General features: G+C 55.3%; 13 protein-coding genes. 10 read left to right on the plus strand and 3 right to left on the minus strand.

The genetic code is table 11. The features are described 5' to 3' along the window. The 6 genes from OEL83_20160 (at window position 1) to OEL83_20185 (ending at window position 5,497) form a co-directional block, all read left to right on the plus strand. Window positions 1-909: a CoB--CoM heterodisulfide reductase iron-sulfur subunit B family protein gene (locus OEL83_20160; GenBank protein ID MDK9709359.1), complete on the plus strand. Its 909-nt coding sequence runs from the start codon at window positions 1-3 to the stop codon at window positions 907-909. A gap of 11 nt (window positions 910-920) precedes the next feature. Beyond that, window positions 921-1,334 carry a hydrogenase iron-sulfur subunit gene (locus OEL83_20165; protein MDK9709360.1) on the plus strand — a complete coding sequence of 138 codons (414 nt, stop codon included), beginning with the start codon at window positions 921-923 and terminating at the stop codon, window positions 1,332-1,334. Then, a complete protein-coding gene (locus OEL83_20170; GenBank protein MDK9709361.1) occupies window positions 1,334-2,308 on the plus strand; it encodes a F420-nonreducing hydrogenase in 975 nt (324 codons plus the stop codon). The genes OEL83_20165 and OEL83_20170 overlap by 1 nt, the downstream gene beginning before the upstream one ends. A 90-nt stretch (window positions 2,309-2,398) precedes the next feature. Next, window positions 2,399-3,862, plus strand: coding sequence for a Ni/Fe hydrogenase subunit alpha (locus OEL83_20175; protein ID MDK9709362.1), 1,464 nt, complete (start codon window positions 2,399-2,401; stop codon window positions 3,860-3,862). A 57-nt stretch (window positions 3,863-3,919) separates the two neighbouring features. Continuing rightward, entirely contained in the window at window positions 3,920-4,396 is a 477-nt protein-coding gene (locus OEL83_20180) for a hydrogenase maturation protease (GenBank protein ID MDK9709363.1), read from the plus strand. A 12-nt stretch (window positions 4,397-4,408) separates the two neighbouring features. After that, on the plus strand, window positions 4,409-5,497 hold the full coding sequence (locus OEL83_20185; GenBank protein MDK9709364.1) for a Coenzyme F420 hydrogenase/dehydrogenase, beta subunit C-terminal domain: 1,089 nt from the start codon (window positions 4,409-4,411) through the stop codon (window positions 5,495-5,497). Between the two features lie 132 nt (window positions 5,498-5,629). On the opposite strand, the gene OEL83_20190 is transcribed toward OEL83_20185, so the two are convergent. Further along, window positions 5,630-5,911, minus strand: coding sequence for a hydrogenase maturation nickel metallochaperone HypA (locus tag OEL83_20190; GenBank protein MDK9709365.1), 282 nt, complete (start codon window positions 5,909-5,911; stop codon window positions 5,630-5,632). A 130-nt stretch (window positions 5,912-6,041) separates the two neighbouring features. After that, a complete protein-coding gene (gene rlmD / locus OEL83_20195) occupies window positions 6,042-7,373 on the minus strand; it encodes a 23S rRNA (uracil(1939)-C(5))-methyltransferase RlmD (GenBank protein ID MDK9709366.1) in 1,332 nt (443 codons plus the stop codon). Window positions 7,374-7,688: 315 nt separating this feature from the next. Here rlmD and OEL83_20200 point away from each other — a divergent pair, with 315 nt between their 5' ends. The 3 genes from OEL83_20200 (at window position 7,689) to OEL83_20210 (ending at window position 13,780) form a co-directional block, all read left to right on the plus strand. Next, window positions 7,689-9,380 (plus strand): autotransporter assembly complex protein TamA, encoded by a 1,692-nt coding sequence (locus tag OEL83_20200; GenBank protein ID MDK9709367.1) that lies wholly within the window; start codon window positions 7,689-7,691, stop codon window positions 9,378-9,380. Beyond that, window positions 9,380-13,174, plus strand: a complete 3,795-nt coding sequence (locus tag OEL83_20205) for a translocation/assembly module TamB domain-containing protein (GenBank protein MDK9709368.1) — start codon at window positions 9,380-9,382, stop codon at window positions 13,172-13,174. The genes OEL83_20200 and OEL83_20205 overlap by 1 nt, the downstream gene beginning before the upstream one ends. 237 nt (window positions 13,175-13,411) lie before the next feature. Continuing rightward, the gene (locus OEL83_20210; GenBank protein MDK9709369.1) at window positions 13,412-13,780 is read left to right on the plus strand and encodes a PilZ domain-containing protein; all 369 of its coding nucleotides are present in this window, start codon (window positions 13,412-13,414) and stop codon (window positions 13,778-13,780) included. Between the two features lie 14 nt (window positions 13,781-13,794). Here OEL83_20210 and OEL83_20215 read toward each other — a convergent pair whose 3' ends face one another. Beyond that, entirely contained in the window at window positions 13,795-14,286 is a 492-nt protein-coding gene (locus OEL83_20215) for an asparaginase domain-containing protein (GenBank protein ID MDK9709370.1), read from the minus strand. 270 nt (window positions 14,287-14,556) lie between these two features. On the opposite strand from OEL83_20215, the gene OEL83_20220 reads away from it, so the two are divergent. Beyond that, complete coding sequence (locus OEL83_20220) at window positions 14,557-15,132, plus strand: flavodoxin family protein (GenBank protein MDK9709371.1); 576 nt, start codon at window positions 14,557-14,559, stop codon at window positions 15,130-15,132. Window positions 15,133-15,139: the final 7 nt, after the last annotated feature.

Genomic DNA, 15,139 nt, shown 5'->3' on the forward strand with positions numbered 1-15,139 from the left:
ATGGAAAAATGCGGAATTTACCTGGGATGCAATATCCCATTCAAGGCCCCGGATATCGAGCAATCGTTCTACAAGGTGTTTCCGGCCCTTGGCGTAGAGATCGTTGACATGGAAGGCGCCACCTGCTGCCCGGCCTGGGGTACCGCGCCGTCGTTCGATGTCGACACCTGGCTGGCCGTCTCCGGACGGAACATCACCATTGCCGAGGCGAAAGACGTCGATATCATGACCGGCTGCAACAGCTGTTTCGGCGTCATGAGCGAGGCCAAGCACATGATCGACCACGATGCCGAGCGGAAGAAGACCTTCGAGAAGAACCTCGCCCTGATCGACCGGAAATATACCGGCAATTCCGAGGTATATCATGTCTCCCACGTCCTCTATGAGAAGGTTGGCATGGAACGGATCCGGGAGAAGCTGAAGTACACCCTCAAGCAACTGAAGATCGCCGTGCAGCCCGGCTGTCACATCCTCTGGCCCTCCGATGTCATGGCGGTGAAAGAGAAGAATACCTTTTTCCCGACCATCCTCAAGGAGCTGTGCGAGGTCCTTGGCGCCGAGGTGCCGCACTACACCAAGCTCAACGCCTGCTGCGGCATGGGCGCGATGCGCAGCACCGATGCGGCTCGTTCGATCGGCCTCGTCAAGGAAAAGCTGATCAATATCAAGGAAGAGACGGATCCCGACATGATCGTTACCACCTGTTCTTCCTGCTATATGCAGTTTGACGCTGCCCAGAAGCTGCTGCGGGAGAAAGGCGAGATCGATTTCGAGATTCCGGTGTTCTACTACACCCAGCTGCTTGCCCTGTGCATGGGTTTTGATCCGAAAAACGTAGCGGCGATCAGCGAGACCCCGCGGGACGCGATCATAGAAAAAATTCAAAGCGAAGCACGGCTTTCTAACTAAGAGGTTACTACATGGAATTTGTACCAAACATCATAGGATTCGCTTGCCAATGGTGCACCTACGCAGGTGCTGACCTCGCCGGCAATCTCCGCTGTAAATATCCACCCACCGTCAAACTGATCAAGGTTCCCTGTTCCGGCCGGGTGAAGCCGGAGTACGTTATGGAAGCTTTAGCCAACGGAGCGGACGGCGTTCTCGTCGGCGGTTGTCACTTTGGTGACTGCCATTACAAGGATGGTAACCATAAAACCAAAAATCGCATGGATATGTTGAAGGTAATGCTTGGAGACCTCGGGTTTGACCCACGACGGTTCCGGCGTGAATGGATCTCAGGCGCCGAAGGCAAGAAGTTCGCCGAGGTCATTACCGATTTCACCGCGGAACTCATCGAACTGGGTCCCAACCCGCTGAAAGGAGGAAAATAATGGCTGATAAAGTGAAAGTCGGCTTTCTGCTGCTTGGTGGTTGCGCCGGCTGCGAAATGTCTGTAGTTGATCTGTCGGAGAAACTGGTCGACGCCCTTGCCCACCTCGAGGTGGTCTTCTGGGCGCCCACCGCCGCCGATGTCAAGTATAATGATCTTGAGGCCATGGAAGACGGCTTCATCGATGTCGCCTTCGTTGACGGCATGGTGCGTCTCGACGAGCATATTCACATGGCCAAGGTGATGCGCAAGAAGGCCAAGACCCTCATCGCCTTCGGTGTCTGCGCTGCCCTCGGCGGCACCGCCGGCATGAGCAGCCTGCACAGCAAGGAAGATCTCTTCGCCAAGGCCTTCAAGAACACCCCGACTACCGACAATCCGGACGGCGTCTACCCGCAGCCGAGCTGCCTGGTGGACGGCAAGTACGACCTGACCCTGCCGGTCTACGAAGATAAGGTACGCACCCTCAACCAGATCGTCGATGTCGACTACTACATCGGCGGCTGTCCGCCGCATCACAGCCATGTCGGCGCGGCCATCGGCGCGCTCCTCAGCGGCCAGATGCCACCGAAGGGCTCGTGGATCACCAACGGCAAGGCAGTCTGCGATGTCTGTGACCGCAATCCGGCAAAAAAGGGTGACAACCTGTCCAGGGCGATGGTCACCAAGGTGCTGCGCACCGTCGATGGCACCCCGGACACCGACATCTGCTTGCTGCAGCAGGGCTATATCTGCTTCGGACCGATCACCCAGGGCGACTGCGGCGGATCCTGCCTCAACGTCAATATTCCCTGCCGAGGTTGCGGTGGACCGATTCCCGGCATCGAGGACTACGGCGCCCAGGCCCTCAGCTCCATCGCCTCGATACTCAAGGACGACACGGTGTCCGCCCAACTGATGGAAAAATACCCCAACCTGGCCAAGTTCTTTTACCGGTACGCTCTTCCCTCCGGTACCCTTCCCAAGAGAATGTAGGCCGGTTTCCGGACAGAGATAAAGCTGAGTTGAGCAGCTTGCCTGCTCGTACGAAACTTATCCCCTTGTGGGATAATAAGGAGTGATACAGTGAAGAAGATAGAAATCAATCCGATGACCAGACTGGAAGGTCACGGTAAAATAGCAATTTTTCTCGATGATAACGGCAACGTCGACGAGGCGTTCTTCCAGGTTGTCGAGTTTCGCGGCTTTGAGAAGTTTCTCGTCGGGCTGCCGATCGAAGAGGTGCCCCGCACCGTCTCCACCATCTGCGGCGTCTGCCGCGGCGTGCATTTCACCGCGGCAATGAAGGCCTCCGACGGTGTTTACGGTGTACAGCCTACATCCACCGCCCGCAAGCTGCGCGAGCTGTTCTTCAACGCCCACTATGTTGAGGACCATGCGGTCATCCTCTACGCCCTCGGTTTTCCCGATTTCGTCGTCGGGCCAGGAGCACCTGCGGCGCAGCGTAACGTCATCGGCCTGATCAACGCCGTTGGCGCCGATCTTGGCCGTGAGGTTCTGAAGAAGCGTAGCTACGCGGTGAAGATCTTCGAGATGCTCGGTGGCAAGCCGAACCATCCGGTCGCCGCTATCCCCGGCGGCTGGTCGAAGACCCTCAACGAGGTTGAGCGCGAGCAGATCGAGGCCTGGTCGCACGAGCTCATCGATCTCAGCAAGCTGACTTTGAAGATCTTCAGCGATGTGGTTCTCAGTAATCCCGGCTATATGGAGCTGGTCACCGGAGACATGTACCGGGTGTCGGTCAACTATATGGGCACAACCGACCAAAACGGCAACGTCGCGCTCTACGACGGCGTGCAGAAGGTGGTCGATGTCAATGGCAACGAAATCGCCTCCTTCACCGGTATGGGCTATATCGATCACATCGCCGAGCGGGTACTGCCGTGGACCTACCTGAAGATGCCGTATCAGAAAAAGATCGGCTGGAAGGGCATCGTCGACGGCGAGGGCACCAGCTTGTACAGCGTTGGTCCGCTTGCCCGCATGAACGTCTCGAAAGGCATGAGCACCCCGCTGGCCAACGAGGAGTACCAGAAGTTCTTTGCCACCTTCGGCGGCCGTCCGGTGCACAACATCATGGGCTATCACTGGGCGCGGGCCATAGAGCTGCTGCACTGCGCCGAGAGGTGTCTCGAGCTGGCGCAGGATCCGGAGATCACCGGCGACGACGCCCGCGCACCCCTTGGCCCGGTCACCGGCGAGGGTGTCGGCATCATCGAGGCGCCGCGTGGTACCCTCATTCATCATTACAACACCGATGACAAGGGCATCGTCACCGACGCCAACATTGTCGTGGCCACCACCCACAACAAGGGACCGATCAACCTCGCCGTTCGCAAGGCGGCTAAGCACTTCATCAAAAACGGCAATGTCGACGAGGCCATTCTCAATCACGTCGAGATGGCATACCGTCCCTACGACCTCTGCCTTGGCTGCGCGACCCATGCGATTCGCCCAGGTTCTTCGCCGGTCGAGGTGAAGGTGTACAACCAGAGCAAAGAGCTGCTGCAGACCCTGCGCAACTTTTAATTGCTACTTTAACCAGGTGTGGACCGGGTGTATGCCCGGTCTACCTTTTTGGACCAGATGAAAACTAAATCTCTTGTCTGTGGAATCGGCAATCCGATGCTCAAGGACGATCGTGCCGGAATTGAAGTCGCGGAGCGGATCGAAAGGTCTGGGCTGGCCGTGGACACCGAGATCATCTACGGCGTCGGCTTTGAGGTCAATGACAAACTCATGGGTTACGATGATGTGGTCATAATCGATGCCGCCAAGATTGGCTACCCGCCGGGGACGATTACCGAGGTGACCATCGATCAGATCTTCACCGATCACAATCTGGCAATCTCCCACGCGGTCACCCTCGGTTCAACCCTGAAGGTGGGGTATGAACTCTTCCCCGACGAAATGCCGAAAAAGCTCCGTATTTTCCTGATTGAGGCCGAGGATTATTTTGAATTCACGAAGGAATGTTCGCCAAAGGTTACCGAGGCGATCAGTAGAACCGTGGAGATGATAGTCGATCACTTTTCTCGACAGGGACTGCACCAAACCTATTGAAATGAGGTGTTTATGAAAACGTTTTTTGATCTGAAACAGGAAGTTCGGGCAACTGGCCGTTGTCACGGCTGTGGCGGTTGCGTCACCTTCTGCACCGCCGTCAATTACGGCGCGCTGCACATGGTGGACAACGTGCCCCGCTACAAGAGCGTTGAAAAGTGCATCGACTGCGGATTGTGCTATAAGATCTGCCCGGTGATCACCGAGATGAACGAGCCGGTGAAGAAGCTGGTCGAATGGAGCGCGCCCATGGGCCGGGTGCTTGATGTCACCGTCGCCCAGATTAAGGATGAGTCGATCCGTGACCGGGCGGCAGACGGCGGCGTGGTCACCGGCCTGCTGCTGCACATGTTCGACACCGGCCGCATCGACGGCGCCATCGTCATCAAAAATACCCCACAGGGCAGAAAGCCGATCCTTGCCACCACTCGTCAGGATCTTCTTGAATCTGCCGGATTTTACTTTAACGTCGAGAAAGGTACCAATACCCTCGGCGAGTCGTATTCGTCCTACACCCCGATCGCTAAGGCGCTTGGTTCACTGATGCGCCAGGGCCTGAAGCGTATCGCCTTCGTCGGCACTCCGTGCCAGATCAAGTCGATACGCAAGATGCAAGCCCTGAAGATCGTTCCCTCCGACGCCATCAAGTTCTACTTTGGGCGGTTCTGCAACGCCAACTACGACTTCAGCGCCGGCAAGGCGGTCGAACTGGAGAAACTGGCCGGTTGCAAGATGTCCGATATCAAGAAGATGAACTTCAAGGAAGACCTGCTGCTGCATCATCAGGACGGCTCAATCCAGACCATCCCCATCCACGATCTGGATTTTGCAAAGCGCCAGACCTGTCTGTACTGCGATGATTTCACGGCGGAATACTCGGACATCTCTTTCGGCGGGATCGGTGCCGATGTTGGCTGGACGACCGTGATCAGCCGTACGCCGCTTGGCCGCGCCGCCTTTGTCGATGCCCGGGATGCGGTTCTCAACTACAAGAAGATCGACGACAACCTCAATCTTGATGCCAAGATCCTTGGTAAACTGCAGGAACGGTCGGCAGAGAAAAGGGCTGCTGCTGAAAAGAAGCTGGCTGCCCTGGAGTAAAGGCAAGACCAGCAGGTACTTTTTTCTACCTTCCCCAAACCTGCCATTCCCGTGCGGAAGTAAACAGCCGCACGGGAATGGCAGTTCCTGCATTGTCCCATTACCCGCAAGCCGGCAGTACCGCATCCGCCACTAACTAGGCAGGCGATAGTCCTTCCCGGCAAATTGAATATTAGCCGCAGTTGGTGACATTGGAGCGACGGCGTGAATTCCCCCGCATTCCGGGCATCGACCCAGATAGGTTTCCAAAGTGAAAGGGGCGCCGCAGCCCTGGCAGTTTGTTTGTAAGGGCCCCTGCATGATCTTTTGATCACGGATTGCCCCGCCATGGGCTTGAAATACAAATTCCACCAGATCCCTGCCTTTAGAAAAAGGTCCGCCGCCACTACCGCATCCGCATCCACATCCTGACATTTTTTTCACCTAGATAATTTGTTTTAACCTTTAGGTTCGAGTGCCTCTCGGCATTTTTCTTGTGCTGCCTTGACCCTACGATGAAAAGACTTTGCCTGCATTGATCTAGGTCAAATCCTCGAATAATTGGTTAACAACCGCTTTTTTCCAGGAGTACCACGGTTTCAAGGTGGTGGGTCTGGGGGAACATATCGATGGGCTGGATTTTTCGGACAACAAAGCCATGTTCTATGAGCTGGGCGAGGTCGCGGCACAGGGTTGCCGGGTCGCAGGAGATGGCGACCAGCCGCTTTTTGGTAAGGGTCGCGAGCAAGGACGCCAACCCTGGAGCGCCCTGGCGCGGCGGGTCAATGACCACGCAGTCAAAAAATGCCCCCCCTGCGGCCAGATCGGTGCAGGCGGCCTCGATCGGACTCTGGCGAAACTGTACATGGGTAAGACCGGCCATGGCTTCATTCTTTTTGGCGCTGCGGATGGCCGAGCCCTGGCCTTCAATACCCAGGACCTCCGCCCCTCCCTGTGCCAGAGGGATAGCAAAGTTGCCCATGCCGCAGTAGAGATCGAGCAGTTTGTGGCCGTTCTCCACCTGGCAAAAGTCCAAGACCTCTGCGATAAGTCGGCTGTTCTGCTGGAGGTTGACCTGGCAGAAGCCCCCAGCCTCCCAGCACAGATGCAGGTCCTTTGCAAGACCTGGAATATTTTGGTAATGAACACCGAGAATACTGCCCGACCCCTCATTTTCCACCCTGCCATAGGGACCCATCAAGGAGAACTGCTGGCCGGCGAAGAAGATCCGTTCGACATTGTCGACGTCTTGGCCGAAACGCCGGGCGGCCTGGATATCGGCAGGCCGCGGTTTGCGCGACAAGTGGAAGATGACCACAGCCTTGCCGGATTGCGGGTTCTCCTGCAGCTCAACCTCAGTGGCCAGGGCAGTCAGTTTCCGGCCATCCGCCATGGATCTGAGGGCGGCAAGACAGTGGTTGAGGTTCACCCCGGCGAGCATACAGGACTTGACCGGCAGGAGGTCATGGGATTGAAAGCGGTGAAAGCCCAGCTCGCCGTGGTACACCTGGAGGCGGAGACGTTGCCGGTAGCCAAACTCTTCCGGTGCGGCGATTGGCTCAGCCAGCAGTGGCAGGGCCTCAGGGATACTGCGCTCCAGCAGGTCAGTGATCACCGCCTTTTTGATGAGCAGCTGGGTGGTATAATCGGTATGCTGCAGGTCGCAGCCGCCGCAGCTTCCAGCGTACGGGCAGGGCGGGATGCGTCTTGCCGGGTGGGCCTCAATAATTTTCTCGACCTGCCCTATCAGGTAGTTTTTTTTCTGTTCTTCAATACGCACAATAACGGTTTCACCGGGCAGGACATGACGTACCAGCACCACCTGGCCGGACGACAGAGATCCGAGGCCGAAGCCGCCGTTGATAATCTTGGTTATGACGAGTGGTTCCAGCTGCATCGTTCAGTGTTAAGCCATAGGAGTAATATCTCTTTGAAGATATGTCAGTGCACTACAACCGGAAGACTGCCTATGTTTTTTAGGTCGATGAAAAAAACGTTGATTTTTGCCGCGTTGAGTATGCTTCGTTGCCGCGTGGGGCGGATTCATGGTAGGATGGTTTCTCCTCCGGCAAAGTGCGAGGCGCCACTTCCATAATCCTTGGTCTCGGCGGTGCTCCACCGGCAATCTGAAGATGAGCCTTTTCATAATATAACATCCGTGTCTTGTCGATTCTTATTCCTCTTTCTGGTCTTTCTCCTTGTCCAACAACCTGTGACGGCATCCGCTTCCGTTCAGATAGAGGTGACGGTTAGCGGGGTCAGTGATCCGCTTCTGAAAAATGTCCTGGCCCGTCTGACGATCCTTCTTCATAAGGACAATGAACGGCTGCAGGCAGGTGCCGTTCGGCGCATGCACCGCCAGGCAAATGAGGATATCAGCTCGGCCCTCGCCCCCTTCGGCTATTATAATCCCCGTGTTGTAAGCAGCCTCAGCAAAAAGGATGGGGTGTGGCACGCCCAGTACACCATAGACAAGGGACCACCGGTTATTGTCAGGGATGTTTCTCTGCAGCTCGCCGGTGACGGTGCCGATAATGCCCCGCTTCTTGCCGCTCTTGCGGACTTTCCCGTGAAGGATGGCGATATCCTCAACCAGGAGCTGTATGAGCAGGGCAAGAAAAAACTCGTTAATCAGGCCTTTAGCGAAGGGTTTATCGATGCCGCCTTCAGTGAGCGAACCTTACGCATAAGCCCCGGTGACAACAGTGCCTCGATCCGTCTGGTGCTCGGTACCGGCCGCCAGTACCGGTTCGGTGAGACCAGCAGCAGCCAGAAGATTTTGCGGCAAGACCTGTTGAAACGCTACCAGCCTTATAAGGCCGGGGATCCATATAATCCGGCGAAACTCTTTGAATTGCAGTCGATTCTCTATCAGACCGATTATTTCAGCCGGGTCGCTGTGCGCGGGCAATTGGACAATGCCCGGGATTTCGCCATCCCCGTCGATATTGATCTGACCGCCCCCGAACACCTCAATAAATACAGCTTCGGTGTGGGCTATGCCACTGACACCGGGGTACGGGGAAAGATCGATTGGGACAATAGGCTGTTCAACACCCATGGCCATCAGGTCAATGCCTCCCTGCAGCTGGCCGAGCGAGAAAATACCATCGCCTTCCACTATAAGATGCCGATGAATGAAGATCCCCGTTATCACTCTCTGACTGGCAGTCTGGCTTATCAGGATAAAAACTGGGAAAACACTACGACCCAGCTATTCACCGCCGCCTTGACCCGCGCCTATGTTGAGCCCCGGTACAAGCTCAGTACCGGGATTGAGCTGCGCGATGAAATCTATGATATCGGCGATACCAGTGGTGAGTCAACCCTGCTCCTGCCCTCACTGAACGGCGGCTTGATCTTTGCTGATGACCTTCTCAATACCAAGAACGGCCTGCAGGCTTCGATTGGTTTGATCGGCGGAGTTGAAGGGGTGATTTCCGATGCCAGCTTTCTCCAGGCGACACTCAGCGGCAAGGCAATCCTTTCGCCCATGCAAGACTGGCGGATCATCGGCAGAGGTGCCGCGGGGATAACCGCCGTCGACAGTATCGATTCCCTGCCGCCGTCACTCCGCTTCTACACCGGCGGCGACAATACCATCCGGGGCTATAAATACAAATCCATCGGCACTAAAGACTCCTCCGGGGAAACCATCGGCGGCAAATACATGATCGTCGGTGGCATTGAGATAGAGCGAATCATCTATAATAAGTGGAGCCTTGCCGCTTTCTGGGATGGCGGCACGGCCACCGATGATCTCTCTTTGAATTTTTATCAGGGAGTTGGCGGTGGAGTGCGATTTCGTCTGCCCTTTGGACAGATCCGCCTCGATGTCGCCTCGGCGATCACCGAGGACGGCAATCCCCTGCGCATTCATCTGATGGTGGGGGCCGATCTGTAATGACCATACATGGCCGGCGGTCAATAACTTTAATTGTGGCACTTTTCCTGCTATGCGGCGTCCTGTTCGGCAGCGGGATCGGATTGCATCTTGTCAAAGGCGGGGCCCGGCTGCTCAGTGGCGGTAGGATGGTTATCGGCAAAGCGGAGGGCGTGCTTCTCGGGCACTTCATCCTGGAGGATATACGCATCGATACCGCCGGTGCTGTGTATAAGATCGATACATTCGAATGGGACTGGTCTCCTTTAAGGCTTCTCGCCGGCGAACTCGATATTGCCGGCATTGACGTAGCGGGCGTGGTGGTCGGTCTGCGCGACAATGGGCCGGAAGTGCAAGCTGCCAAGGGAGGGCCGGTGGTATTGCCCCGCTTGCTGCTGCCCCTGAAAATTTCTTTGAAGCGGCTAGCGGTGTCCTCTTTGCAGCTGCAGAATTCTCATGGCAGGGAACTATTAGTCTTCGATACCTTTGATCTTGCCATGCGCGGCAAGGGCAACAGCCTGACCATCGACAATATTTCTCTGCAGGGACCGGAACTCGGCATGGCCATCCACGGCACCGTCGATTTTGACCGTAACTGGCGTGTTGATCTGCTCGGTAACTGGCGGGTGATCAACTACGGCTTCCACCAGGTAGAGGGGACTCTTTCCGCCACCGGACCACTTAACTCGCCGCATGCGGCCGTTGGCATTCACCGCCCAGTGGACATTCGAGTTGAAGGGGACGTGGTCAATCTGCTTGAGAAACCGGAATGGACGGCGACCCTTGAAGGACGCAATGTCGACCTGGAGGCCTTTATCAAACATTGTCCGAAGATTGATCTGGCCACGGTGCACGGCCAGGTGCACGGCAATACCGAGGGGTACTGGGGCCAGGTGCAGGCACTAGGGACCTGGGGCACACTTGATAATATGCAGGTGCAGACCACCATTTCCGCCGGCCTGATGGGTATCGATTTCGACACCCTGCGTATCGATCGCGGCGACGCTTGGGCGGTGGCCGACAACGCCAAAATCGATTGGAAACGTCTTTTTGACTGGCAAGGACTGTTTCATTTCAAGAATTTCGATCCTTCGCATTTCTTCGATTTCCTGCCGGGTAAAATCGATGCCGATCTTACCTCCGTTGGTACGGTGCGCGACGATCTGGGGGTGGATGTCACCTTCGAGGTGGCACGGCTGGAGGGGACGTTGCACGACCGACCGATATCGGCCGCTGGGACCGTCACTCTCAACGAAAATGATATACGCACCGAGGGCATGATCGTTCGCAGCGGCGAGATGGAGGGGAGTGCCCGGATTGAAAAAGGGATGATCTCCTGGGCCGATAGAGTCAGCTGGTCGTGGGATATCCATCTCAATAATTTTGACCCGTCCGGACTACATCCGGATTTTCCCGGTCAGGTCAACGGTGTCCTGGCCGGCGAGGGCTTTCTCGGGACTTCCGGTGCTGAAGGATTCTTGAGGATTAGCGATATCTCCGGGCAATTGCGCGGCAACTCCCTCGTCGGCAACGGCGAAATCAGTTTGACCAAGGACACCATTCAGACGACCGGTCTTTTCCTGCGCAGCGGGGCATCGCAGCTTCTCGTGCAAGGCCAGGCCGGAAACGCCTTTGCCCTAGATTTGACCTTTTCTTCCCCTGATATCGGGACCCTTTTGCCGGAGGCGGGTGGTTCAGTCGAACTCCTCGCCACCCTGCGGGGGAGTCTGCAGGAACCGCGGGTTGAAGCAAAATTGCATGGGGAAAAGCTTGTCTTTGGTGAGGTGAGTTACGGTCGTCTGCAGGCCAATCTTTCCTCCCAATTAAGTGATAACAGTAGGTTGCAGGGCAGTTTCGCGGCCGATGCTCTTTCGCTAGCCGGCTTGCAGCTTGAGCACGGGAGGCTTGATTTTTCCGGGAGCCTCAAAGAGCAGGAGGTGACAGGACAAGCGGCAGGGACATTCGGCAAGGTGCAGTTTCGGGCACAGGCCGGAGGCGAGGATGAATGGCGAGGTGCAGTCAAGGATTTCATCCTCAGTTCTTCGCCCATCGGCACCTGGCAGCAAAAGGACAATGCAGCTCTGCTCATCGCCGGTAACAAGATGTTCCTGGAGAAATTTTGCATAGCTCAGGGTGCCTCGTCATTCTGCGCCGGCGGCGATCTTTTGGTGGAGGAGGATCTTGGGTGGCAATTTACCAGTCAATTCACTTCGATCCCATTGGAAATCATAAATAATATCAATCTGTTGAACGCACCAGTTAACGGCCGGCTTGATGGTCAAATCACCGCCTCCGGGGTGAATCGCCGGTTGCTTTCTACCCAGGTAGAGGTGAGGTTGCCGGAAACCGACCTGCAACTCGGCGACAATGACCAGGATGCAAATTTTATCCATTGCCAAGATACAATCCTCAAGCTGAACCTCAGCGACTCGCTGCTGCATGCCAATCTGGTTACGCAAATGAATAACGGCAGCCGACTGAGCTTGATGGCAGACACCCAGGGTACCGAGATATTTATTGCACCGCTGCGTTCCTTGCCGCTTTCCGGAAACCTCGATCTACAAAATTTTGATCTGGCAATACTCTCAAGTTTTACCGGCTTCGGGGTCGAGCCGACCGGCCGGGTGAACAGTTCCTTTGTCCTTGGCGGGACAATTGGCAGGCCGGAACTGGCTGGTGAGGGTGAGATTGAAGGAGGCGGTATCACCTTGCCATACCAAGGGATTACCCTGGAAAATGTCAAGGTGGCGATAAAGGCCACCGAAGACGGGGCAAGGGTAGTTGGACAGGCGACCTCGGGGCCGGGAAGCATCAGTGCTGATGGCCGGCTCTACTATGGTGATACCGGCCTGGAGGGTGACCTGCATGTCAGCAGCTACGATTTCCTCCTGGTCAATCTGCCGGAATATGCGATCCGGGTCAACTCCGACGTGCAGATGCGTCTGGCGAAAAACCGCGGGGCGATCAGGGGTACGGTGCTGGTCCCCTATGCCTTGATAACACCCGAGGAAATGAAGGACTCGGTATCGGTGTCCAAGGATGTGGTCCTGGTCAACGGCCGTCAGGAGTCGAAGGAACTCGGCTGGCCGTTCTCTCTTGATCTCGAAGTCCTCTTGGGCAGGGATGTGCATATCGATGGCTATGGACTGACCGGTAAATTAGGCGGCCAGCTACGGGTGAAAACGGCCACGGGGGAATTTCCGACGGCCAAGGGCGAACTGGACCTTTCCGAAGGGGTCTTCACCATCTATAGCCGGACCCTCGACATTGAACGGGGCCGGATACTGTTCACCGGCGGCCCCATTGACAACCCCGGCATCGATGTGCGGGCACAGAAGAAATTCAGCGATAAAGAGGCACTGAACCGCGGTTATACAGTCGGTGTCGATATCAGCGGCCTGATGCAGGATCTCAGTTATAACCTGTTTTCCGATCCATATATGGACGACACAGAAATCCTGTCGCAGATGATTGTTGGCCACTCGCTGGCTTTTTCCAATAAGGAGGAGGGCAGCCTCCTTCAGGCGGCGGCAAATACCCTTGGCCTGAAAGGCGGCGCTGATCTCTTTCAGGGGCTGGGCGATATTTTGCAGCTCGACGATATGCATATTGAGGGCAGCAGTAGAAAGGAGAATGTCTCCCTGGTCGTCGGCAAGAAACTGACAAAGGATCTGTATGTCGGGTACGATATGAACATGTTCAGCCAGCTCGGCCAGTTTCGGGTTCGCTATGATCTCGCCCGCGGCTTTGCCGTTGAAACCCGCAGCTCCTCCCAGTCAACCGGCGCCGACCTTCTCTATACCTTTGAGAAATAGCCTGACACTTTCATTTGGTATCAACCTCGGGCGATTATACTCCTCCAGCAGGAAGAAAGACGGACCCGCAACCCCACTGGTTATGTCAGATAACACCCTGTGGTAGTGGGGAAGAAATACTCCGGTATGGTCGTTTTGGGCGTTTTCAAATGCAGTAAAGCCTGGCAAGAAAATCATTTCAAAAAGGTCGTGAATGCGGTATATGCTGTTCCTTACTTTAATCAGGAGAAAAGTCATATGAGTAGAATGCCGAATATTGATCGCCGGAGAAGTACACGTTTGAAAGGCCAGAAAGAGATGTTCCTCGTTCATCCGAACGGGATCGCTTTCATAGGGGACATCAGCTGCGGTGGCTTGTGCTTTCATTGTTCCCAGGAAGAGTTCTTTCCTGAAAATTGGCCGGTGGAGATTGTTTGCGCCGGAACAACCCTGTATATTACCGGCTTATATGTTCGTTTGGTTTGTGAGCAACAGGATGAGGTCATTAATTTCCTGACCGTGCCGACCAAGAAGGTGTCGGTCGAGTTTCTTGATGTGAATGAACAGAATCGCAGTCTCCTGACCAGGCTCTTTTCCTATCTGGAGGATGGCGCCGTTACTCAATAAGAAGTATGCCAGAATTACACCTCCACATCCTCAAACCGTTTCAGCGCCACGTTTTTCCTGACCTTACCCGCTGAAAAGATCCTGCCGTTCATCGCTATATATATCCCTGCCGGGAGAACCTGGACCGCGCCGATGGCGCAACCGATATTAAAAACAGCATCGCTGGTCTTGAACAAGGCCGGTTCCAAGGCCCCGGTGAGGACTATGGTCTTGCCGGAAACATGTCGCAGTGCCCTGGCGGTTTCTACCATGGTATCGGTGCCATGGGTAATGAGAATGCGCGGGCAGGGATCGACAGCCACGGTTTGGGCGATCAGTGCCCGGTCGTCATCGGTGAGGTCGAGACTATCCTTGCGCATGAGCGAGTTGACCCGGTAGGTGATTGCCAGATTGAGCTCCGCCAGGACCCTTTCGATATTCGGCGGTCCAACCTCGTATTCGCTTTTGGCATCAAAATAGATCTTATCGATGGTGCCGCCGACGCTGATGATCGATATATGGTGCATGGAAACCTCCGTAAGTGCAAAGGCAAGCGGGTGCACCGGAGTGGTAAAACCCAGTTTCCTGCCGGGTTGAATCGCACCGCTTCACATGAGTCCCAAGTTTTTGCCTTGCTTTTGCAGTAAGATGGTACCATATAATGGTACCGAAGAGAACTCCCAGGGATTTTTCACGAAGTATTCGAGAGTTTCAATCCTTGCTATGGAATGAATTTCTTGCAGGTGCCGATTCACTTTGTTGGGGGAGATTGAAATCAGACAAGGAGCAACCAGAATATGAAAGCTGTCGCCTTTTGCGGAAGTGCCCGAAAGAATGGCAATACTGCCTACCTTCTCAATACCGTTCTTGAAAAACTTGCAGCTCAGGGAATCGACACCGAGCTTGTCGAACTCGCCGGCCATGAAATTTCCGGGTGCAAAGCATGTTATAGCTGTTTTAAAAACAAGGATCAGCGCTGTATTATCGACAAGGACTGCGTCAACGATTGCATCGCCAAGATGGTCGAGGCAGATATCATCCTTCTCGGCTCGCCCACCTACTTTGCCGATCTCAGCTCGGAAATGAAGGCGTTGATTGACCGTTCCGGTATGGTCGGCAGGGCCAATACCGATCTCTATAAACGCAAGTTGGGCGCGGCGGTGGTGGCGGTTCGGAGGGCGGGGGCCATCCATGTCTTTGATTCGATCAACCACTTCTTTCTTATCGGCCAGATGATTGTGGTCGGATCGTCCTACTGGAATATCGGCAAAGGCCGGGAAAAAGGGGAGGTTGCCGGTGACGAGGAAGGTATAGCCACCATGCAGACTCTGGGCGATAATATCGCCTGGCTGGCCAAGAAGATTCACTTATAACAGTGTG

It is taken from the genome of Desulforhopalus sp., assembly GCA_030247675.1.
In the GTDB taxonomy this organism is placed as follows: Bacteria; Desulfobacterota; Desulfobulbia; order Desulfobulbales; family Desulfocapsaceae; genus Desulforhopalus_A.

What these genes read in the sequence shown, in the direction of transcription:
- OEL83_20160 (MDK9709359.1), top strand. Translation starts at nt 1, where the DNA reads ATGGAAAAATGCGGAATTTACCTGGGATGCAATATCCCATTCAAGGCC.
- OEL83_20165 (MDK9709360.1), top strand. Translation starts at nt 921, where the DNA reads ATGGAATTTGTACCAAACATCATAGGATTCGCTTGCCAATGGTGCACC.
- OEL83_20170 (MDK9709361.1), top strand. Translation starts at nt 1,334, where the DNA reads ATGGCTGATAAAGTGAAAGTCGGCTTTCTGCTGCTTGGTGGTTGCGCC.
- OEL83_20180 (MDK9709363.1), top strand. Translation starts at nt 3,920, where the DNA reads ATGAAAACTAAATCTCTTGTCTGTGGAATCGGCAATCCGATGCTCAAG.
- OEL83_20185 (MDK9709364.1), top strand. Translation starts at nt 4,409, where the DNA reads ATGAAAACGTTTTTTGATCTGAAACAGGAAGTTCGGGCAACTGGCCGT.
- OEL83_20190 (MDK9709365.1), bottom strand. Translation starts at nt 5,911, where the DNA reads ATGTCAGGATGTGGATGCGGATGCGGTAGTGGCGGCGGACCTTTTTCT.
- rlmD (MDK9709366.1), bottom strand. Translation starts at nt 7,373, where the DNA reads ATGCAGCTGGAACCACTCGTCATAACCAAGATTATCAACGGCGGCTTC.
- OEL83_20205 (MDK9709368.1), top strand. Translation starts at nt 9,380, where the DNA reads ATGACCATACATGGCCGGCGGTCAATAACTTTAATTGTGGCACTTTTC.
- OEL83_20210 (MDK9709369.1), top strand. Translation starts at nt 13,412, where the DNA reads ATGAGTAGAATGCCGAATATTGATCGCCGGAGAAGTACACGTTTGAAA.
- OEL83_20215 (MDK9709370.1), bottom strand. Translation starts at nt 14,286, where the DNA reads ATGCACCATATATCGATCATCAGCGTCGGCGGCACCATCGATAAGATC.
- OEL83_20220 (MDK9709371.1), top strand. Translation starts at nt 14,557, where the DNA reads ATGAAAGCTGTCGCCTTTTGCGGAAGTGCCCGAAAGAATGGCAATACT.